This is a genomic window from Pirellulales bacterium (assembly GCA_035546535.1).
Taxonomy (GTDB): domain Bacteria; phylum Planctomycetota; class Planctomycetia; order Pirellulales; family JACPPG01; genus JACPPG01.
The window spans coordinates 1-21568 of the sequence record DASZWQ010000073.1; the positions used below are offsets into that span (position 1 = coordinate 1).

17 protein-coding genes are annotated in these 21568 nt (G+C 61.7%); 12 read left to right on the forward strand and 5 right to left on the reverse strand.

Going from position 1 to position 21568, the window contains the following annotated elements; all coding sequences use genetic code 11:
• Positions 1-473 (forward strand): amidohydrolase family protein (locus tag VHD36_09835; GenBank protein HVU87610.1); only part of this gene is annotated, 473 nt, incomplete at its 5' end.
• Between the two features lie 188 nt (positions 474-661).
• On the opposite strand, the gene VHD36_09840 is transcribed toward VHD36_09835, so the two are convergent.
• Positions 662-1891 carry a beta-ketoacyl-[acyl-carrier-protein] synthase family protein gene (locus VHD36_09840; GenBank protein HVU87611.1) on the reverse strand — a complete coding sequence of 410 codons (1230 nt, stop codon included), beginning with the start codon at positions 1889-1891 and terminating at the stop codon, positions 662-664.
• Positions 1892-2507: 616 nt separating this feature from the next.
• Here VHD36_09840 and VHD36_09845 point away from each other — a divergent pair.
• From VHD36_09845 to VHD36_09870, 6 genes are all read left to right on the forward strand, one after another.
• Entirely contained in the window at positions 2508-2993 is a 486-nt protein-coding gene (locus tag VHD36_09845; GenBank protein HVU87612.1) for a division/cell wall cluster transcriptional repressor MraZ, read from the forward strand.
• Between the two features lie 509 nt (positions 2994-3502).
• The gene (locus tag VHD36_09850) at positions 3503-4675 is read left to right on the forward strand and encodes an ATP-binding protein (GenBank protein HVU87613.1); all 1173 of its coding nucleotides are present in this window, start codon (positions 3503-3505) and stop codon (positions 4673-4675) included.
• On the forward strand, positions 4665-5144 hold the full coding sequence (locus VHD36_09855; GenBank protein HVU87614.1) for a response regulator: 480 nt from the start codon (positions 4665-4667) through the stop codon (positions 5142-5144). The genes VHD36_09850 and VHD36_09855 overlap by 11 nt, the downstream gene beginning before the upstream one ends.
• A gap of 89 nt (positions 5145-5233) precedes the next feature.
• Positions 5234-5677, forward strand: coding sequence for a response regulator (locus VHD36_09860; GenBank protein HVU87615.1), 444 nt, complete (start codon positions 5234-5236; stop codon positions 5675-5677).
• Between the two features lie 72 nt (positions 5678-5749).
• Positions 5750-7645: a PAS domain S-box protein gene (locus VHD36_09865; GenBank protein ID HVU87616.1), complete on the forward strand. Its 1896-nt coding sequence runs from the start codon at positions 5750-5752 to the stop codon at positions 7643-7645.
• A gap of 13 nt (positions 7646-7658) precedes the next feature.
• Positions 7659-8120: a response regulator gene (locus tag VHD36_09870; protein HVU87617.1), complete on the forward strand. Its 462-nt coding sequence runs from the start codon at positions 7659-7661 to the stop codon at positions 8118-8120.
• Between the two features lie 319 nt (positions 8121-8439).
• Here VHD36_09870 and VHD36_09875 read toward each other — a convergent pair whose 3' ends face one another.
• Together VHD36_09875 and kdsB are read right to left on the reverse strand one after the other, a co-directional pair.
• Complete coding sequence (locus tag VHD36_09875) at positions 8440-10077, reverse strand: CTP synthase (GenBank protein HVU87618.1); 1638 nt, start codon at positions 10075-10077, stop codon at positions 8440-8442.
• 275 nt (positions 10078-10352) lie between these two features.
• Positions 10353-11156 carry a 3-deoxy-manno-octulosonate cytidylyltransferase gene (gene kdsB / locus VHD36_09880; protein ID HVU87619.1) on the reverse strand — a complete coding sequence of 268 codons (804 nt, stop codon included), beginning with the start codon at positions 11154-11156 and terminating at the stop codon, positions 10353-10355.
• A 258-nt stretch (positions 11157-11414) separates the two neighbouring features.
• Here kdsB and pyrE point away from each other — a divergent pair, with 258 nt between their 5' ends.
• Positions 11415-11966, forward strand: a complete 552-nt coding sequence (pyrE, locus tag VHD36_09885) for an orotate phosphoribosyltransferase (protein HVU87620.1) — start codon at positions 11415-11417, stop codon at positions 11964-11966.
• Positions 11967-12021: 55 nt separating this feature from the next.
• A complete protein-coding gene (locus VHD36_09890) occupies positions 12022-12702 on the forward strand; it encodes a hypothetical protein (protein ID HVU87621.1) in 681 nt (226 codons plus the stop codon).
• A 128-nt stretch (positions 12703-12830) separates the two neighbouring features.
• Here the strand turns inward: VHD36_09890 and VHD36_09895 are convergent, their stop codons facing one another.
• Positions 12831-13616 (reverse strand): sulfite exporter TauE/SafE family protein, encoded by a 786-nt coding sequence (locus tag VHD36_09895; protein ID HVU87622.1) that lies wholly within the window; start codon positions 13614-13616, stop codon positions 12831-12833.
• 307 nt (positions 13617-13923) lie between these two features.
• Here VHD36_09895 and VHD36_09900 point away from each other — a divergent pair, with 307 nt between their 5' ends.
• Positions 13924-15354, forward strand: a complete 1431-nt coding sequence (locus VHD36_09900; protein HVU87623.1) for a cytochrome c — start codon at positions 13924-13926, stop codon at positions 15352-15354.
• Between the two features lie 1294 nt (positions 15355-16648).
• Entirely contained in the window at positions 16649-18478 is a 1830-nt protein-coding gene (locus tag VHD36_09905) for a trypsin-like peptidase domain-containing protein (GenBank protein ID HVU87624.1), read from the forward strand.
• 292 nt (positions 18479-18770) lie between these two features.
• Here the strand turns inward: VHD36_09905 and VHD36_09910 are convergent, their stop codons facing one another.
• On the reverse strand, positions 18771-19262 hold the full coding sequence (locus VHD36_09910) for a DinB family protein (GenBank protein HVU87625.1): 492 nt from the start codon (positions 19260-19262) through the stop codon (positions 18771-18773).
• 478 nt (positions 19263-19740) lie between these two features.
• Here VHD36_09910 and VHD36_09915 point away from each other — a divergent pair, with 478 nt between their 5' ends.
• Positions 19741-21321 (forward strand): amidophosphoribosyltransferase, encoded by a 1581-nt coding sequence (locus VHD36_09915; protein HVU87626.1) that lies wholly within the window; start codon positions 19741-19743, stop codon positions 21319-21321.
• Positions 21322-21568: the final 247 nt, after the last annotated feature.

A 21568-nucleotide genomic window follows, 5' to 3' on the forward strand; every position in this document is an offset into this window, starting at 1 on the left:
CCGAAGTGAAGCTTCCGCTGCTCTTTCATCTCGACAACCTGCGCAACATGGATGCGCCGGGCTTGCCGGGGCTCGAGCGTGCGTTGCGCGAGCATCCGACGCTCGTGATGATCGGACACGGGCCAGGCTGGTGGGCGTCGATCGCCGGCGGCACCACGCCCGCCGATCTGGCCGGCTATCCGCGCGGCGAAGTGGCGCCGGGCGGAGCGATCGACCGCCTGATGGATAAGTACCCGAATCTGTACGGCGACCTGTCGGCCGGCAGTGGCGCAGGCGCAATCAAGCGCGACCTGAAATTCGGCCGCGAGTTTCTGGTGCGAAGGCAAGATCGGCTGATGTTCGGCACCGACTTCCTCGCGCCCGGTCAAGATGTGCCGCAACTGGAGCTATTCGCGCACATCGATTTGCCGGGCGATGCGGCGGCCAAGATCTTTCGCGACAATGCCCGCCGCATCCTACGTTTGAATCGCTAGTCGCAGATCCATCAAATGGCATTCTCGATATTCACCACGGAGACACGGAGGCACAGAGAAATGATTACGCACTCTGGTGAACGATGAACACAAGAAAAGCTGGCACCCGTTACTCTCATCCCGCGTTCTTACTCTGCATTTTCTTCTCCGTGGCTCCGTGGTGCAATTGGTCTTTACGACCAGGCAGCTTACGCCGCCAGTCGCGGCGGATAAGCGAAGCCGGTCTTGGCGTCATTCCAGCGGCGCAATGAGATGGCTGCCAAATGGCCGCCGAAGGCCACGGAAAGCTTGAGCGCCGTTTGAAACCGCGACGGCCGACCGACGAGCGGAATGCAATCCAGGTCGCATTGCGGATCGGGGTCGGTCAGATTCACGGTCGGCGGCGCGAACCCGTCGCGCAGGGCGAGTGTGGTAATCGCCAGTTCGACGCTGCCCGAGGCGTTAACCAGGTGTCCGAGCATGGATTTCGTGGCGCTGACCCAAATTTTGTCGGCGGCCGGCCCCAGGGCGCGGCGAATGCCGCGTGTTTCGACCAGGTCGTTCTGCTGGGTGCCAGTGCCATGGGCGTTGATGTAGTTGATTTCGTCGGGCGCGAGCCGGGCGTCATTCAGCGTGGCCGAAATCAGATAGGCCAGCGCCTCGCTCTCGGCATCGAGCCCTGTGACGTGATGCGCCTCGGCCTGCATGCGGCCGCCGATGATTTCAGCATAAATCTTCGCACCGCGATTAATCGCATGGCTCAAGCGTTCGATCACGAACAGCGCCGCGCCCTCGCCCATGACGAAACCGCTGCGGCGGACATCGAACGGCCGGCAGGCTTGTGTCGGATCCTCGTGTTCGGCCAGAACGCCCATGCGGTGAAACCCGGCGGCAAACAGCGGGTGAATCCCCTCACCGCTGCCGCATAGCGCGATATCGGCCTTGCCGTCCTCGATCGCGCGGACGGCCGCCAGAATGTCAATCAGGCCGCTCGCGCAGGCGGTCGAATGGCAGATTCTCGGCCCGTAGAGTCCGAAGCGGTTCGCCACCGAGGAGCAGCCGGTGTTGGGCATCCATTGCTGCCACCAGGGAACGCCGTGCGGATCGATGAGATCGTGCCGGCCGGCTTGTTCGATGACGAAGCCGGTGTCTCCCATGTGGCCGCTGATCGCGCAGGCAAAGCGATCGCGATCGACATCGTCCAGGCGAACGTGGCTATCTTCGATAGCCTCTCCGGCGGCGTGGTGCAAGAGGGTGATCGTTTTCAGCTCACCCGGGTGGCGCAACGGGATATCGACCGTGGCCGCGATCAACAGGTCGTCGGGGATGCCCGGCATGCCGCGCAAATTGCGCACACCGCTCTGACCGCGTTGCACGGCGCGCCACACGCTCTCGCGATCGTGCCCCACCGAGGCGATCAGCCCGATCCCGGTGATCACAATCGGCTCTCGATCCTCGCGCGCCGGTGGAAGTCTCCCTGCCACTTCGTGCACTCACATGGGGCTGCGAATTCTAGGGCGTACGGCAATTCCCCGCAGGGAACGGCCCTTCTCCGCCAAGATCGGAGAAATGAGGCCGAAAACTTTGAGTGATCGGAGCCATCGGGGACTAGGAGCCCCTTTTTGTTTGAATTTTGAAAAAATAGCTGATGGGCGTCAAGTTTTCCTTCTCCCTATCCGACAGCGACTCGCGCCTGCCGATGGGTCCCCTGGGCCCGCCGAACGGGGATCGAAAGCCACGAAGCGCATCACTCTCTCTTGCGCCCGTTGCGACTTCGCCACCTGCGATCCGCCACGCGGCGGAAAAGTGGGAGAGAGCTGCGCGCGAGATGGGCGGAAATGATGCCTCGTGAAAAAAGTCGGACGGCAGGTGGTTGCAAATCGAAAGCAAATTGCTAGACTCCTGAACTTGTGGGGAACATGCCCAAATGAGCGGTGTTTGAAATAGCTTTTATGGGTTATGGGCCCTCAGCGTCGGACGGTCGGCACGAGAACGGAGTCGCGCGTCTCGCCTAGCGGCAATTGAGCACGTTCCTTCGATTCAGATCCGGCCGGCATGGTTAGGGATGAGAACCTGATCCTGGGAGAAGAGCGACGGACCGTCGATGAGCGGTTTCGTCTTTCGATTCCCTCACTTTTCACCACCGCGCTCGGCGGAGAACAGGCCACATGCATTCTTGCCAAGGAACGGCTCGGCTGCTTGAGCTTGTGGAACCGAGCGCAATGGCAGGAGAGATTCGACGCCGGGCTCGACGTTATCCGTGGCAAGCTGCGGGCCGGCAAGTTCGACACACGTACGGACGAACTGCAGTTGTTCGGGCGGCTGCTCTCGACGCGACACACCGAAGTAACCTTGGCCGGCCGTGCGCGGCTCTTGTTGCCCGATGGCTTTCGCGATTTTCTGCGCGTCGAACCAGGAGGGGAATTGCTATTGGTCGGCGCGGCGGTCTGTCTCGAGATTTGGAACCCAACTACCTGGCTGGAGTATCTGGAACGACGGATGCCGAAGTTCCGAAAACTGTTTGATCGATTAACCGGCTAGGGCGTCGAGCGCGACAGCGTCCAACGCGATCGTGTCTAATTCGCCCGTGCCCGGTGTGGAGCAAGTGCTGTTTTCCCCGCTTGTCACCCGGTTGGAAAGCACAAATACCAAGGACGGTCCTTTGGCAAGGAAGCCAATTTTTCTTCTCCCACCGGGCAGGGCTTTTCCTGCTCTGCCCACCGGCTTAGTTGTCGTTCGTCTTGTGTCATTGGGTTGGCCCATCAACGACGATGGATGCTTGCGCTGCTCGTGATGCTCGGCCGGTCGTAGCGATTCTGCAGCGACTCTGACGAATTCGTTAGCCTCCCATCCATTGCGCAGGGCGATAAGCCATCGCGCCCAACGGCCCCTCGTGAAGAATCGCACGAAGTCGAGGCCCGTCCCCATGCGCTTCCCTTCCCGGCAACGTAACCGCAGCCTAAGGTTGAGATAGCAAGTCAATGCGCGCGGGCCGGCAAGCCTTGGCGGTTTCCTGACAACTGCAAAGGCTCATCGAAAGGACCGAGTCGATGGACTCCATCCGGATCCTGCTCTTTGAAGATAATCCCGCCGATACGAGGCTCATTCGCGAGGCGCTCGCCGATTCGCAACCGCAGCACTTTATCGAGCATCGCACGGACCTTGCCGCTGGCCTGAAGCGGCTGGTCGAACGCGGCGTCGATTGCGTGCTGTTGGATCTGACACTGCCTGATAGCAGCGGTCTGGACACGTTTCGCGCCGTACACCAGGCGGCGCCGCAGGTGGCGATCATCATTCTCTCGGCGTTCGAGAACGATGAGCTGGCGCTGGCGGCCGTTCAAGCCGGTGCTCAGGACTATCTGCCCAAGGGAGAGTTGACACCGAGCTTGCTGGCCCGCTCCATACGCTATGCGCTCGAGCGCAAACGAGCACAGGCCGAGGTCATGGCGCTCAACGCCGAGCTCGAGAGCCGGGTTCGCGAGCGCACGCGCGAATTGGCGGTTGTGAATCACGAACTCGAAGCGTTCGGCTACTCCGTGGCGCACGATCTGCGCCGGCCACTGCGGGCGATCGACGGATTCGCTTCGGTCTTGCACGAGACTTGCGTTGAAAAACTCGATCCGCAGGAGCGCCATTATTTCGATCGTATTCGCCGCGCATGCCGGCACATGGGCGAGTTGATCGACGCGCTGTTGTCGATCGCGCGGCTGGCGCATCAGGAAATGCGGCACGAACCCGTGGACCTGACGGCCGTCGCCGACGAAATCATTCATGAGCTGCGTCGCCGTGAGCCCGCGCGGGTCGTGCAAACGGTCGTTGCCGAAGGCATGATCGCCAGCGGTGATCCTTCTCTCTTGCGCGCGGCGCTTGAGAACCTGATCGGCAACGCCTGGAAGTTCACGCGCCATCGCGACGACGCGCTGATCGAAATCGGCGTCGCCGCGGGAGAAAACGACCGCACGTTCTTCGTCCGCGACAACGGAGCCGGCTTCGACATGGCCTATGCCAGCAAATTATTCAAACCCTTCGAGCGATTGCACCTGACCAGCGAATTCGAGGGGCTGGGCGTCGGACTGTCCGCCGTCGAACGCATCGTGCGGCGCCACGGGGGGCAGGTATGGGCGGAAGCCGCCATCGACCAAGGGGCCACCTTCTATTTTGCCCTGCAGCAGGGCGAGGCATTGCACCATGGACCTCGCGAACAGAACTGTCTTGCTCGTTGAAGACGATCCTGATGACGAAGAGCTGTTTCGCCTGGCTCTCGCGCACGCCAACGTCGATTGCCGTGTGGAAGTAGTTTCGAACGGCGAGGCATTGCTCGGTCGCTTGTTCGGCAGCGGCGCTCACGGCACGAGCGACAAAAAGCCAGACCCCGACCTGATCTTGCTCGACCTGAAGTTGCCGAAGCTCAGCGGTCTGCAAGTGCTGCGCGTGCTGAAGAACACGGCGCACGGCACCGAGGCGGTTACCTGCCCGATCGTCGTGTTTACCTCGTCGGACGACGAAAAGGACATCGCCACCTCATACGGTCTGGGCGCGCTCAGCTACGTACGCAAACCGGTCTCGCACGGACGCTTCATGGAGACTGTTCAAGAAACCGTCCTGTATTGGCTGAATATCAATGAACCGGTGCCGCGGCATGGATCGCGAGCCGCGATGCCGGACATCGAACATGCAGTCGGCGGAATATGACGTAACCCGCTTCTGGGGAGAAATAAAGCGACAACGGTGACCCGGCCTGATGCGAGAGATCACGGGACTGAGCTAGGGGGAGAGAAATCATGAACCGAGAAATGGTTGGTCGTCCGGTAGAGATACTGCTCGTCGAAGACAATTTGGGCGACGTCCGTTTGACCGAAGAGGCGCTGCGCGAAGGGCACGTGAACCACCGCCTGTCGGTGGTGCGCGACGGTTATGAAGCTATCGAGTTCATCCATCAACAGGGGATTTTTTGTCGGGCACCGAGGCCCGACATGATTCTACTGGATCTGGGCTTGCCCAAGATGGACGGCCGGCAACTGCTGGATCACATCAAGGCCGACGACGATCTGCAGCAGATTCCGGTCGTGATTCTGACCGCCTCGCAAGCTCACGAAGATTATTTGCGCGGTGAACTGGCGAACGTCGATTGTTACATGACCAAGCCGGTTGAGTGGGACAAGTTCGTGACCGTTGTCCGACAACTCAAGAAAAGCTGGCTGATGAAGACTTTGCTCACGTCGTAATCTCATCGGGATCGTGCAGCCTACAAATCGCCGCGCGGCCGGTTTCCGAATGACGGATACGCGGCAACCGGCATGCGAGATGTTTCGGTGCTCGAGATCCTTCGCCATCCTTTTGACACTTCCGGATTCCCGCCGCGCTGGCATTGCGGGGCGTGGAGCGCCGAGCTGGGGTGGCTGCACATCGCGTCGGACGTGGCCATCTGGCTCGCCTACATGGCGATACCGGCCGTCTTGTTGTACTACACGGCCCGTCGCCCGCACGTTCCTTTCCGCGGGGTTCTGTTTTTATTCGCCACGTTTGTGCTGGCTTGTGGCACGGTGCACTTGATTGAAGCGACGATATTCTGGTGGCCGGCTTACCGTTTCTCCGGACTGTTGAAGTTCGCGACGGCCATCGTATCCTGGGCCACGATGTTGGCCCTGATCCCCACGGTGCCCTATGCCCTGGGCCTGCGGACGCCGCAAGAATTCGAGCGCGAGCTGGTCGAGCGCCGCGCGATGGAACGCGCGCTGCGCGAAAGCGAAGCGCAATACCGCGAACTCTTCGAAAACGCCAATGACATCGTCTACTTGCACGACCTGCAGGGACGCTTCACGGCGGCCAACAAGGCCGCGATCCAGGCAACAGGTTACAGCCGGCTAGAACTGCTCGGCATGACCGTCGACGAGCTAGTAGCGCCCGAGTATCGGGCGTTGGCCCGCGAAATGACCGCGAAGAAGCTGCTGGGCCAGGCTGGGTCATCCTACGAGTTGACGATCTGCACCAAGGACGGACATCGTCGCCTGTTCGACGTGCACAGCCGACTGGTGACGCGCGACGGCGCGCCGGTAGGCGTACAAGGGATCGCTCGTGACGTCACCGAACGGGAAGAAGCCGCCAAGTCCCTGCGCGAAAGCGAAGCCCGCTTTCGTGGGCTGTTGGAATCGGCCCCCGACGCCATGATCATCATCGATCAGCACGGCTTGATCAAAATCGTCAATTCGCAGGTCGAACGAATGTTCGGCTACGGGCGCGACGACCTGTTGGGCCAGCCGGTCGAAAAGCTTCTCGATGAATCGCTGCACGGCGCTTATGCGACGTACCGCGATCAGTTCGCCGCCGACCCGCGGGCCCGGCCGATGGGGAGCGGGGTCGAAGTGCACGCTCGTCGGCGCGACGGCAGCCAGTTGCCCGTCGAGATCAGCTTAAGCCCTTTTCTCACAGACGATGGCCTGGTCGTGACGGCGGCCGTGCGCGACGTGACGGAGCAGCACGAGGCGCGCGAGCTGTTGGCCCAGCAAGCCGAGGATTACGCGCGCTCCAACGCCGAGCTCGAGCAATTCGCGTATGTCGCCTCGCACGATCTGCAGGAGCCGTTGCGGATGGTGGCCAGCTACTGCCAACTGCTGCAGCGACGCTACAAGGGAAAGCTCGACGCCGACGCCGACGACTTCATCAACTTCGCCGTGGACGGTGCCCGGCGCATGCAGGTGTTGATCAACGACCTGCTCACTTACTCGCGCGCTGGTCGCCGTGACTTGGCGCTGGCCGAGACGGATTGCGAGCAAGTCTTGAGCGACGTGATGTCGAATTTGCAGACGGCTATCGAAGAACGCGAGGCCGTGATTACTCACGATCCCTTGCCAACGGTCATGGCCGACCGCGGACAATTGACCCAAGTGCTGCAGAACCTGGTTGCCAACGCCATTAAGTTCTCGAAGTGCCGTCCAAAAGTTCACATTGCCTCGGAACGGATCGACGACGAGTGGCGCATCGCGGTGCGCGATCATGGCATCGGCATCGCGCCGGAGTATGCCGAGCGGATCTTCGAAATCTTCAAACGTCTGCACGGCTGGGGCGAGTACCCCGGCACGGGCATCGGCCTGGCCGTTTGCAAGAAGCTCGTCGAACGCCACGGGGGACGTATCTGGGTCGAGTCGACGCCAGAGCAGGGAAGCACCTTCTTTTTCACGTTGCCCGCTTGTTAAGGGAACTCTTTAAATGAACATCGGATACCGCGCAAGCCCGGTCGAGATACTGCTGGTCGAGGACAATCCGGGCGATGTGCGCCTGACGCAAGAAGTGCTACGCGAAGGCAAAGTGCGCAATACGCTGCGCGTGGCGGAAGATGGCGAAGAAGCACTGGCCATGTTGCGCCGCGAAGGGGCCTTCAGCGAGTCGCCCCGGCCGGATGTGATCCTGCTCGATTTGAACTTGCCGAAGAAAGACGGTCGCACAGTCCTGGCCGAGATCAAAGCCGATCCCAGCTTGCACCGCATCCCGGTGGTCATCCTGACGACGTCGAAGGCCGAGGAAGACGTGCTGAGGAGCTACGACCTGAACGCCAATTGCTACATCACCAAACCGGTCGACCTGGACCAGTTCATCAACGTGGTGCGGATGATCGAAGACTTCTGGCTGTCGATCGTGGTCTTGCCGTCGGTGTCCGCGACCGTTGGATAGGAACGCGCCTCTTCCGGAGGGCGCTTCATCTTCTGTCGCAATGCAGTCTCAAGCCCAGCGTGGGTGCCACTGGTGGCTCGTCCACCAGTGCGGCCGTTTTGATAAGCACTGCTAGCAGCCTGTTGAAGAACTCAACGGGCTGCGACATCGCAGGGATGCGATGGCAAAATATCGACGTAAGTCGTTATTTTGCGAGTCGTGCGACGCTTTGCTTCGCACTTGGCGAGGTTGAAAAAAGCCACGAGGGCTTTTTTCAACAGGCTGCTAGACAAGCTACCAGTGACACCCTGACCGTGGCCGTGACGTTTTGAAATTGCGCCTACGGCTGCTCAACTTCGCGCGAGCGCTCGCCCCGCAAACTGTGACGCTCTAGGGCCGCCCCGATGAAGCCGGCGAACAGCGGATGCGCGGCGGTGGGCTTGCTTTTGAACTCGGGGTGGAACTGCACCGCCACGAACCACGGATGCGACGGCAACTCGATCAACTCCACCAGCGACGAATCAGGGCTCGTGCCGGCGAACAACATGCCGTGCGCCGCGAACTGATTCCGGTATACGTTGTTGAACTCGTAGCGGTGCCGATGACGCTCGAAGATGCGCGTGCGACGATACGACCTGGCTGCGTGACTTTCCGGCGCGAGCACTGCTTCTTGCAGCCCGAGCCGCATGGTGCCGCCTTTGTCAGTGATCGACTTCTGCTCATCCAAGAGGCAGATCACGGGGTGGGGCGTGTCTTTGCAGATTTCCGTCGAGTGCGCGCCGGCCAGCCCGACCACGTTGCGAGCGAACTCGACTGCGGCGCATTGCATCCCCAGGCAAATGCCGAAGAACGGGATACCGCGCTCGCGGGCGAAGCGAATGGCCTCGACCTTGCCCTCGATGCCGCGCTCGCCGAACCCGCCGGGCACGAGCAGGCCGTCGTAGCCGGCCAGCAAGCGCTCGGGTCCGTCGCGCTCAACCTCTTCGCTCTGGATACGCTGAATGCGGATTTGTGCCCGATGGGTGATGCCGGCATGATCGAGAGCTTCGTAGATCGACTTGTACGCGTCGCGATGTTCGGCGTATTTACCGACCACGGCAATGCCCAGTTCGCGATCGGGATTGCGCAGCTTGTGTACCAGCTCGCGCCAATCATCCATGTCGAGCTGGCCCGCCGAGAGCCCCAAGCGGCGCACGATCAAGTCGTCGAGCTTGTTGTCCATCAGGCTCAAGGGGACCTCGTAGATCGAGAAGTCTTTATCCTTCTCCTCGATCACGGCGTCTTTGGGCACATTGCAGAACAGCGCGATCTTTTCGCGATCCTCGCGGCTGATCGTACGTTCGGTCCGGCAGATCAAGATGTCCGGCTGAATACCAATCTGCCGCAGTTGGCCGACCGAGTGCTGCGTCGGCTTGGTCTTCAGCTCGCCAGCCGCTTTCAGGTACGGGACCAGCGTCAGGTGGATGTACAGGCAGTTTTCCTTGCCGATATCGAGCGAGAACTGGCGAATTGCTTCCAGAAACGGCTGGCTTTCGATGTCGCCCACCGTACCGCCGATCTCGGTGATCACGACGTCGACATTGTCGCCGGCAAGTTTTTCGATGACGCTTTTGATTTCGTTCGTGATGTGCGGGATGACCTGCACGGTCTTGCCCAGGAATTCGCCGCGTCGTTCCTTGTTGATCACCGACAGATAAATCTGACCCGTCGTGTAATTCGAATCGCGCGTGAGCGGGCTGTTGGTGAACCGCTCGTAATGTCCCAGGTCGAGATCGGTCTCGCTGCCGTCGTCCAGCACGTAGACCTCGCCGTGCTGATAGGGGCTCATCGTGCCAGGGTCGACATTGATGTACGGATCGAGCTTTTGCATCCGCACGCGTAATCCGCGCCGTTCGAGCAGCATGCCGATCGAGGCGCTGGTAAGCCCCTTCCCTAGCGAGCTGACCACGCCACCGGTCACGAAAATGTATTTGGTCATACGTTCACCATCCATGCGTTCGTCGGTTGGGCGAAAAGGGCCGCTGCCGCTTGCTGCGTCAATGCGCTACCGCCGCCCGCTGGACCACTTTGGGCCGACGGGACGTCTGAAAAAACGAATAGGCCCGGGCTGTGCGGGCCGGAAACGGCGGGGCCAGGGTCACGTCACCCCGTGTAAACCCTGGAACCACATCTTAGTGCATACGCGCAAATTCGCAATGAGACTCATTCGCTCGGGTTAGGGTGAGGGTGTTCAGGGTCGAACGCGATTGACCCTCACCCCGGCCCTCTCCCGACGGGAGAGGGAGTCGCCCGGCGTACAAATGCGGCGTAATCCTCGGGCGTATCGATGCCGACGGTCGGCTCGTCGACCACGCCAACCGCGATCGCGTGCCCTGCATCGAGCACGCGCAACTGCTCGAGTTTTTCCAAACGCTCGATGCGCGCGGGCGCGAGCGCCGCGATTTGTAGAAGAAAATCGCGCCGATACGCGTACAGCCCTACGTGCTGATAAAAATTCGGCGGGTTTTCGGTGAGCAGTTCGTCGTGCCAGTCGCGGACGAACGGAATCGGGCAGCGGCTGAAATACAGCGCTCGGCCGCGACCGTCGAAGACGACCTTCACGCAGGCGGGGTCAAGCAGTTGCTCGCGCCGCCGAATCGGCGTGGCGAGCGTCGACATTTGCAGGCGCGGATCACGCTCCAGCAGTTCCACCACCAAATCGACCGAATGCCCGGCGAGCTCCGGCTCATCACCTTGCACGTTGACGAAGATATCAACGTCCGGCCGGCGGCGAGCGATCTCGGCGACGCGATCCGTGCCGCTGGCGCAGGTTTCGCTCGTCATCTCGACCTGGCCGCCAAAGCCGCGCACCTCGGCTAGGATCTCTTCATGATCGGTGGCGACGCACACGCCGCTGGGGCGCGTGGCCCGGCTCGCCGCCTCGAACGTATGTTGAATCAGCGACTTGCCCGTCTCGCGCAACAGCATCTTGCGTGGCAGCCGGCTGGATGCCAGACGAGCCGGGATGACGATCAAGCTGGTCGAGTGAATCCGCGGGACGAATTGCGCCTGTGACATCGCCCGGACGCCCTCCTTGGCTGCCGACTGTGTTACCGCGCGGCTGCCATCTTCTGAGAGGGCCGCGCGCGGCCAATTCATAGCAATTTCGGCCCACGCGAGATAGGTCAGCCACCACGGGTAGGCGCGGGGCTGTACGTTTCGGAACGCCACGCGCCCCTGGCAAGGTGCTATCGGATTGGTATGCTTCGCAGGTGCAGAGCGACTGATCGCCTCTTTGGGCCCTCTTACCTACTTCAACCAGTCTCCGAATTCGCCGTGTTTGACAAGCAACCCCTCGTCGATCTGGTTCGCGCCAAAGCTTTGAAGTTTGGCGATTTCACCCTCGCCTCGGGCAAGAAGGCCAGCTTCTATCTGGATACCAAGCAAGTGACGCTCGATTCGGCCGGGGCCAAGCTGGTCGGTGAAGGTATCCTCGATCTGCTCGCGCCACGCATGCCGAAGGCCGTGGGCGGCATGTCGATCGGCGCCGACCCGATCACGGCCGCCATTATCACGCTCGCCGGAGTGCGCGGCGTGCCGCTGTTGGGCTTCATGGTTCGCAAAGAGCCGAAAGGGCACGGCACGAATCGTTACATCGAAGGGCCCGTGCAGCCCGGCGACGAGGTCGTGATCGTCGAGGACGTCGTGACTACCGGTGGCTCATCGCTGTTGGCCATCGACCGGGCGATTGAATTCGGCCTGCAGGTCAAACGCGTGATAGCAATCGTCGATCGGCTCGAGGGAGGGCGCGAAGCCTTCGCTCGTCGCGATATTGCGCTAGACACGCTGTTGACGATTCGCGATTTTGGCATCGAGCCACAGGCGTAGCTGCCTTGCATTCTGAGGCGACCGGCCCGCGGCTTTTCCTCCGCGCTCGATTGCCATGGAAACCAGCCTGCATCGCGAATTGAAGCTGCTCTACGCCGGCGACGCCGGGCAGACCGAAGTGCGCGTGGGGCGTTACCGGATCGATGCCGTGGCCGGGGACGAGTTGGTGGAGATCCAGCACGGACGGCTGGGGGCCATCAGCTTCAAGATCGCCGAATTGCTCAAGAGCCACGACGTGCGTGTGGTCAAACCGATCGTGCGCGAGAAGCGAATCATCAAACGCCGCCGCCGCGGCGGAAAAATCGTCTCGCAGCGCCGCAGCCCGAAGCGTGGAAAGCTGCTCGACGTGTTTCACGACCTCGTGTATTTCACGAAGGTTTTTCCGCACCCGCGGCTGTCGATCGAAACTGTGCTGGTCGACGTCGAAGAGGAGCGCTACCCGGGCCATGGACGCCGGCGCCGCTATCGCCGCAGCGATTTTCAGATCGAAGATCAGCGGCTGCTGGCCGTGGGGGACTCTTGCCTGGTGCGCGAGCCCACGGATCTGATCACGCTACTCGATTGTAAGTTGCCGGCTCGCTTTCACACGGGGCACGTGGCGACGGCGCTCGACATTCCACGCTGGATTGCGCAGCGCATCGCTTATTCCTTGCGCGAAACCGGCGCGGTGCGCGCTGTGGGCAAAGAGCGCAATGCGCACGTCTACGAGTTGATCCCTCCGCGCTCTGCCGCGTGAAGATTACTTGGACGCGGTGTCAATTTGGATCGTGTGCCACTGGTGGCTTGCCGCCAGTGCAAAGTTCTCAACGAGCACTGATACACAAGCTAACAGTGTCACCCAAGGCTTTGTCCAGGCCCCGGAGATCACGCGCCCCGCATCTGCCGAGAGAACTCCCACGCGGCCAAGGCAAAGCCGATCGCCACGACCACGCGGCGCACCAGGTTCTTGTTCAAGCGCCGCGACACATGCGCACCCGCGTAACCACCCATGATGGCAGCCACCATCATGATCGAGGCGTATCGCCAATCGACATCCTGCTTGACGATGAACCACACGGCCGACACGCCGTTGATCAGCGCGTTCAGCACGGTCTTCAGCCCGTTCATCGCGTGGATATCCGACAGACCCATCATGGCCAGGGCCGAGAGCATGAGAATGCCGATCCCCGCGCCGAAGTAGCCACCATACACCGCCACGCAGAACTGGAAGGCAATGATCGCCGCCAAGGTGCCGCCGCGCGGCGCCGCGTGAGCTTGCCCGATGCCGGTCCAACGGGCGACCTGCGGCTGAATGGCAAACAGCGTCGCCGCCGTCAGGATCAGCCACGGCACCAGGACCTTGAACGTATCGGGCGAGAACTCGGTCAATAGCAGCGATCCGGTGATCCCGCCGATCAAGCTCGGGGCTGCCAGCCAGGCGACCCAGTGCCGCGAAGCGGACAGCTCCCGCCGGAATCCCCAAGCGGCGGAAAGCGCGCCCGGCAGCAGCGCGACGGTGCTCGTGCAATTGGCCAAGCGGGCCATCTCGGCCGACGAGCCGAGGATCGCATAGAGGGTTGGAAACGTCAGCAGCGTCCCGCCCCCGGCGATGGCATTGATCGCGCCCGCGGCGGCGGCTGCGGCACATAAAACAATGATCTCGAGCGGCATTCCGGCCTTTCGCGCGCTTAGACAATCGAAGCAGGACGCGCCGCACTGTACCGGTTGGGCCTTTTGCGGAACAGGCGACCAAGAACCGGCGGTTCGACGGCTGGGCGGAAGGCAACGTCGGCTATGCGGGCCTGGGTTTCGGGGGGGGTGAGGCCGGGCCCAAAAAATCAATTAGTTTGCGCGCAATTCATCTCGCTATTTTGATTCGACCGGCTAAGATCAGGGAATCCGAGCCGCAAATTCGCGGTAATGGCTCGGCACGTCTTTTCTTTCTCGGCTCGCGGTGGCCCAAATTTGGGGGGATCGCATGTCGCTCACGGAAATCCAACGGCAGAAGTCGGGTGGTCACCGGTTTTGGGTTCGGGCTTTGTTGCCCCTGGCACTGGCTTTCGCTGCACCGGCCGTCGCCCTCTGTCCGGCTTCGGCCGCGGACGGCAACCGTCCCACCGAGGCCGATTCGGCCGCCGAGCGCGGCTACCGATGGCTGACGACCAAGCCCTACATTCCAGTTGCCCACGATCAGGACGTCTTCGACCAGCTGTGGAAAGTGTGGGAGGAGCCGGCCCGCTCGCAGGCCGCGAAGGCGACGGTCGAAGAGCGCCGCAAGATGGCCTTCTCGCGCTATGGTTTGACCGAGTCGCCCGACCTCCCGGGCCCGGTGGCCATGCAATATGTCGATGCCGGTCACGGCGGCTGGTCGATCAATTGCCTCTCGTGCCATGGCGGCAAAGTGCTTGGCAAATCGATGCCCGGCCTGCCCAACTCGCACTTCGCCATGCAGACCTTTACCGACGAAGTGCGCATGATCAAGGCGCGGCAGGGCAAGATGAGCGCGCTGGAGCTGGCGGCCGCATCGTTCCCGATGGGCAATTCCAACGGGACGACCAATGCCGTGATGTTCGGCGTCGCTCTCGGCTTCTTGCGCGATGAGAATTTGAACCTGCGCACGGATGTTTCGGTGCCCAACTTCGTGCACCACGACATGGACGCGCCCCCGTGGTGGAACGTCAAGAAGAAAACCTATCTGTACATCGACGGTTTCGCACCGAAGAGCCCGCGCGCGCTCATGCAGTTCTTGCTGGTGCCGCAGAACGACGCGGCAAAATTCCGCGAATGGGAAGCGGACTTCAAGGACCTGTACGCCTGGATCGAGGCGCTCGAGCCGCCGAAATATCCGTTCGAAATCAATCACGACCGGGCCGACAAGGGGCGCGCGATTTTCGAACAGAATTGCAGCAGTTGCCACGGCACGTACGGCGAGAAATGGACCTACCCGAACAAGCTCGTGGCGATCGAAGAAGTCGGCACCGATCGGGTGCGGCTCGATTCGCTCACGCCCGAGCAGCGTTACGGCTACCAGCTCAGCTGGTTCGGCCAGCTCGACGGCGATAAGAAAGTCGTGACCGACCCGGGCGGATACGTCGCGCCGCCGCTGGACGGCATCTGGGCCTCGGCGCCGTACCTGCACAACGGTTCCGTGCCGACCCTGTGGCATTTGTTCCACAGTGACGAGCGGCCGGTCGTCTGGCAGCGCAGCGAAGACGGCTACGACCAGGATAAGGTCGGGCTGGAAGTCACGACGATGGCGGAGCTACCCGCCACGGCCAAGACGGGGCGCGAGAAGCGCCGCTACTTCGACACGCGGCTCTTTGGCAAAAGCGCGGTCGGGCACACCTTCCCCGACGCCCTCGACGAGCCGGAGAAGCAGGCCGTGATGGAATACCTGAAGACGCTGTGATTTGCGAACGAACCCGATTGTCGTCTGAGACAGGGCACAACTTCCAGATTCTTGATTGCTCGGCAAGGGATGTTTGCGCGGTTTCGATTGTTCAGCAACGTCGAGTTTTTCTTCGAGAGAATCGCGAGTGATCGTCGGGCACGAATTTCTTGATCCTTCGTTTTCGCGTCATTAGACTTCACATCTAGCCGGGGAGCTTTCGGCGGCGCTCCCCTGTTTTCTATCGCTCTTCTTATGCGGTGGGCTGGGAATGTCCGGGTCAGTTCCAGAGGGTGGGCCGGCCTTCACGCCGTATACGGTTCGCTGCCCTGGTTGCCATGGGCGGATCACGGTCAAGAAGCCAGAATTAATCGGCCGACAAGTGGCGTGCCCCGGCTGCAAGACTGCATTTCGCATCGAACCTGTGTCAACCGTCACGGCGCCGGTGCAACGGCCTCCGGCGGCCAAGAAAACGCAAACGCCTCGGGATTCGACGAAGAGCCCAGCGGCGAATGCAGCCGCACCGTCAGGGCCGCTGGTCGCGCAAAGTACACGAACAACCCAGCGGACGCCAAGTGCGGACGGGAGCGCGGTAACGCGCCAGCAATTCCCTCGTGAGACGCATCCCTCGCCATCCCTTGGCCACGGCATCGGTTGGAAGATTCCGGCCATGATCGGTGCAGGAAGCGCGATCGGCGCCGCCCTCGTTATGGCCGGTTTTTTGATGTTGCGATCCGGGGGCAATCCAACAGTCGTTGCTATCGCGGCGCCCGTGGCTTCCAGCCCAAGTGGGCCGACCCAGGCGGCGAGCGTCGTTCCGTCAAGCGTGCCATCTGAATCGAGCACTGCGCCGCCGACAGTTGCCTCGCCACCATCAATCGCGGCACCGCAAGTGACGCCCGCGCCAACAAAGACCGACGCGCCACAAGTTGCGGTTCAGCCGCCGGTTGCCCAGTCTGTCAATCCTCAGCCGGCTCTTGGTCAACCGGGCGCCCCACCGCCAGACTATCCGCAGCCGCACAACATCGTGCCCGGCGGTCCGCAGCCAGGTTTTCCACAACCGGGGCCCATGCCATCAGGCGCGAGTCCCTACCCTAGCGGGCCTCCCGGTGCTGTGCCGCCAGGTATGGGCGGTCGGCGCGGGATGATTCGGTACGGCGGAGCGCCGCCAGGTTACGGAGCGCCGCGTGCTACACCGCAAGGTCCGATGGGGTCGGGCGCACCACAGGCAAACCAGCAGGCCGAAATTCCCGCGCAACCCGCTCAAGAAACGGCAACGAACAATCCTGAGGCGGCGATGCCTAATGGCGGTGCCGTGAGCAAATCCTCGACCCGCGAAATCGTGGATCGAATCGGCGGTGGCATCGTCCTCTTGAATATCTTCGATGCCAGCGGGCGCAAAGTCGGCTTGGGCAGCGGGTTCGTGATCGACGCCGGGGGGCGTATCGCCACGAATTTCCACGTCATCGAGCGGGCCGCAAAAGCCACTGCCCAGTTCAAGGACGGCACCGAGCGCGACGTCACTGGCTACTGGATGGCGGACAAAGAGCATGATTTTGCCATACTGCAAATGCGCGATCCGCCCCAGGCTCTGACGGTGTTGACGCTCTCGGCCGATGCCGATCCGCAGCAAGGTGACGATGTGATCGCTATCGGTCATCCGAAGGGGTTCACATTCACCGTCACGACAGGGATTGTCAGCGCGATCCGCACTCCCGAAGACTTGCCCGAGGAAACTCGCGACGCGATCGACGCGCCGGATGATGCGCTGTGGATTCAGACCACGGCCCCGATCTCACCGGGCAACAGCGGTGGCCCACTCCTCAATAGCAAGGGGGAAGTGATCGGAGTCAACACGTGGGTTTCGCTGGTTGCCGAAAACACGGCCTTCGCCAACCATGTGCGGATGTTGCGGGATTGCCTGACGCGACAATCCGCCGCCGCCAAGCCTCTGCCGGTGCCAGGGGCCAAAGCTTCGCTGAACTCGCTGGTGGCCGATGTCCTGCAGGGATTCACCGAAGAATATACCAAGTATCTGAAACAGGTGCGCGGAGCGGGCAGCATCGCTGCGCGCAATCGTGTCGCCGACGCCAATCCGGCGGTCAGCTACATGCAGAAGTTGTATGCCCTGTCTGATGAGCATCGCCACGATGCGATCGGGCTCGAGGCATTGGCTACCGCGTGCGAACTAGCCAACGTGGACAAAAAGCGAGCGGGAACGGTCTTGAAGGCGGTTACGATCCGACTGCTCGAAGATCATGTCGAGGACGAGAAGCTAGGGGACGTCGCCTTGGCGATGGTCAAGTCGGAGCCCAGCGACGTCCGAGATTTTCTCACGAAGCTTAGTTCGCAAAGTCCACACCGCGACGTCAAGGGCTTTGCCACGTTCACCCTAGCGATTCATCAGGCGAATGCGCTCGACGGACCGAACAAGGCCGAGGAGGCAAAGGCTCTGACGCTTTTGAAACGCGTCGTCAACCAATACGGTGACGTGAAGGTGGGCGAAAGCACACTAGGCGCCGTCGTTGGACCCGTTCTATACACGATCGAGCATCTGACCGTAGGCAAGAAGGCGCCCGAGGTCAAAGGCAAGGATTTCGAGGGACACAATATCAAGCTCAGTGATTTTCGCGGCAAAGTACTGGTGTTGGATTTTTTTGCCGACGCGTCCGAGATTTGCCGGTCCCTTTACCCGCACCACAAGGCGATTATGGATCGGTACAAAGAGGACCCTTTCCAGCTGCTAGGGCTCAACGCCGACACGCTGGAAAAGGGGCGCAACGCGGTGAACTTGAAGAATGTGACCTGGCCCTGCATATGGGATGGACCGAAGGGGCCGATCGGCACGAAATGGAACATCGCCGCCTACCCCCGCAATTTCGTGATCGACGAGAAGGGAATCATTCGCTACCGCGATCTGTACGGCCAAGATTTGGTGCAGGCCATCGAGGTATTGCTTACCGAGATGAATCCCAGCCGGCCCCCTTACAAGCAGCCCGCGGCGGTGGCTACCACGCCGAAGAGCTCCTCCCCGTTATCAATGCGCCGTGCGCCGTCAATCCGCTCGCACGGGATTCCCAGCAGCCGGCTCAATCGCGGGTTTCCGCGCGGCATTGGCCCCTCGGCACAGCAGCCCTCGCAGTAAACGCTCGCTGGGTACGAATTACTTCGGGGCAGAATCGCTCGAATGCCCGTGGACACGCAGCGGCCCGACCGATTCCTGCTTGTGCGAAGCCACGACGCGGCAAAGCTCCGCGAATGGGAAGCGGACTTCAAGGACCTGTACGCCTGGATCGAGGCGCTCGAGCCGCCGAAATATCCGTTCGAAATCCATCACGACCTGGCCGACAGCAAACATGAACGTAGACGGCCCGCGCGTATCGCCGCAACCGGGGCAGCATCAATCGTCTTTCCGTTAACTTTCCCGATCGACCTTACTAAAACAGCGGCTTGCGCCCCAGCTTGCGGCGCGTGACGGCCCATTGGCCGGCGTGCATCATGGGGTGCGAGCCGGCGAGCAGGAACACGTCGACATTCGTAGGCACAAAGGCGCGGAACTTTTCCGGCGCCGGTTTATCCAGATCGGCGTCCGAAATTTTTTCCAACGCCTTGAGCGTGCCGGCCCGTTGTTCCCGCATCAAACGCAGGTATTCGTCCTTGGTGCAGAACGCCTTGGGATCGTCGCTTGCGGCGGTTTCTTTGGAGTGCTTTGCGGCGAACCCCTCGGGCAGCTTGGGCATGACGCCGGGAACGATCGCGCCGATGAGCATATTTTCCGCCTCGATCAGATGGCCCAATTGCCAGGCGATGTGATTCGCGCCGGGCACCGGGCGAACGAGCAGATCGGCGTCGGTCAGGTCGCCCAGGTAAGCTGCAACGATCTTGTCGGCTCCTTCGATGCTGCGGCGAATCGTATCCTTCGTGTTCATCGGTAGCTCCTGTGAGGTATCGGCCGCAGAGCTACGGCCGAGTGGGACGTGTCGAAACCGGATTGTACGAGTGTGCGGCGCTAGTCACAATTCGCGCGCATCCCTCCGAACGGGCCACCCAATGGCGTGGGGCTCCCGCATCGAGCAAACACGAGCCATCGGGCATACGCGGGAAACTGAGCAGCAAATTGTCGCAACTGGCCGCGAAAAAGCCACGCGCGAAGATGCGCCTTGTCGTACGCACTGTGCAGACGGCCGGATTTAAAAGCCGCGCGACTGCCGTGGAAAATCGTCTTGGTTGAGAAAAAGTTGTGTTAGCGTACAATGAGGAAGCCGCCAGATTCCCGCCGACGTAACCATTTGCGCGGCGCGGAATCACTTGTTTGTGGCAGGCGACGATTCGTTGGGCCTCGCGTAGCAATTCCCTCACCGATAGCCGCCCGGAGCCACGTGCCCGTCATCCGGGCATTTTCTCACCATGAGCGAACTGTACCACGAGTGCGGCATCGCGGCGGTTTACCACCTGCCCGGCCGGGCTGCCAGCCCGTTGTGCCCCGAGCAGGGCCCCGAGCAGGCCTCGCGTCTCTTGCCGCGAATGTTGCTCGATATTCAGAACCGCGGGCAGCTCTCGGCGGGCATGACCACGTTCAACCCCGAGCGCAATCAGCTTATCGACACGTACAAGGAACTAGGGAGCGTCAGCGAGGTCTTTCGCCTCAGCCATCGCGGCAAGTGCGAGAGCCTGATGAGCGAGTACGCCGGCCGCGCGGCGATCGGGCACGTACGCTACGCCACCTGCGGCGCCGAGGACCGCAGTTACGCCCAGCCCTTCGAGCGGCATCATTTGCAGCGGCACAAGTGGTTCAGCTTCGCCTTTAACGGGCAGTTGGCCAATTACCAGAAGCTGCGCCGCGATCTGCTGGCCAATGGCGACAACCATCTGGCCCGCGAGACCGATACCGAAATCCTGATGCACGAGATCAGCCACGAGCTCTCGGGCGATCGGAACCCGTCGCTCATCGAGTTGTGGCGCAATGTCGATCATCGGCTCGACGGGGCCTATAGCCTGGTATTCCTGAACGCCGTGGGCGATATGCTCGTGGCGCGCGATCCGTTGGGCATCAAGCCACTGTGCTATGCCTTGGAGGGGCCGCTCTTCGCGGCCGCCAGCGAGAGCGTGGCGCTGGTGAACTTGGGATTTGCCCCCGAGAACATCAAATCGCTGCTTCCGGGCCAGGCGATCACGATCGTGGATGGCCGTTTCGAAGTACAGCGGTTCACGCCCAGCCCGAAGAAGGCGCACTGCTTCTTCGAGTGGATTTATTTCGCCAACGTGGCGAGCACGATGGATAACCGCAGCGTCTACCTGTCGCGCACGGCGCTCGGCGAAGAGCTGGCCCGGCTGGAGACGGTGCCGATCGACGAGGATACGATCGTCGTTCCCGTGCCCGACACCAGCAAGGCCGCGGCCGACGCCATGGCCTATCGGCTGGGCGTTCCCTCGCGCGAAGGCCTGATCCGCAATCGCTACGCCGGCCGCACGTTCATCGAAGGCTCGGGCGCTCGCAAGCAAAAGGCCGAGAGCAAGTACACGCCGCTCCGCGAAGTGCTGGAAGACAAACGCGTGCTCTTGGTCGAAGACTCGATCGTCCGCTCGACGACCATGAAGGTGCTCTTGCATCGCATTCGCGAGCTGGGTCATGCCCGCGAGATCCACGTGCGCGTCGCCTGCCCGCCGATCGTGGCGCCGTGCTTTTACGGCATCGACATGTCGACGATCAGCGAACTGTTCGCCCCGCGCTTTCTGGAGAACGGTGTGCTGACCGCGGCCAGCCAGGCGCGCATGGCCGAGCAGCTCGGAGCCGATTCGTTGCGCTATCTGCCGCTGGAATCGATCGCCCGCGCGATTGGATTCGACAGCGATCAGTTATGCCAGGCGTGCCTGACCGGCGAGTATCCGACGCCCTGCGGGCAGGACCTGTATCAGATCGCCTTGGCCAATGCCAAATCGAACGTCGCCACGCGCACGTACGAAAGCGTCGAAGCGCACGCCCGCTAGTCGAGGAGTTGAGCTCGGGCCTTTCTGGCGACGACGCCTCGGTCTGGCTTTTCTCCCCGTTCACGTGGAACGCGCGAAGCAATACGTGGCTCATCCGCCCACGCGTAATCCGCGATCGTCGATCGTGTAGGGGACGATTTCATCCGTGCAAGCGCTACCACGGTGCTTGGCAATATACAGCGCGCGCGATAGACGATTGCCGCTGCGGATCTTGCCGAAGTAGATCACGGTATTGGCGTTCGACAAC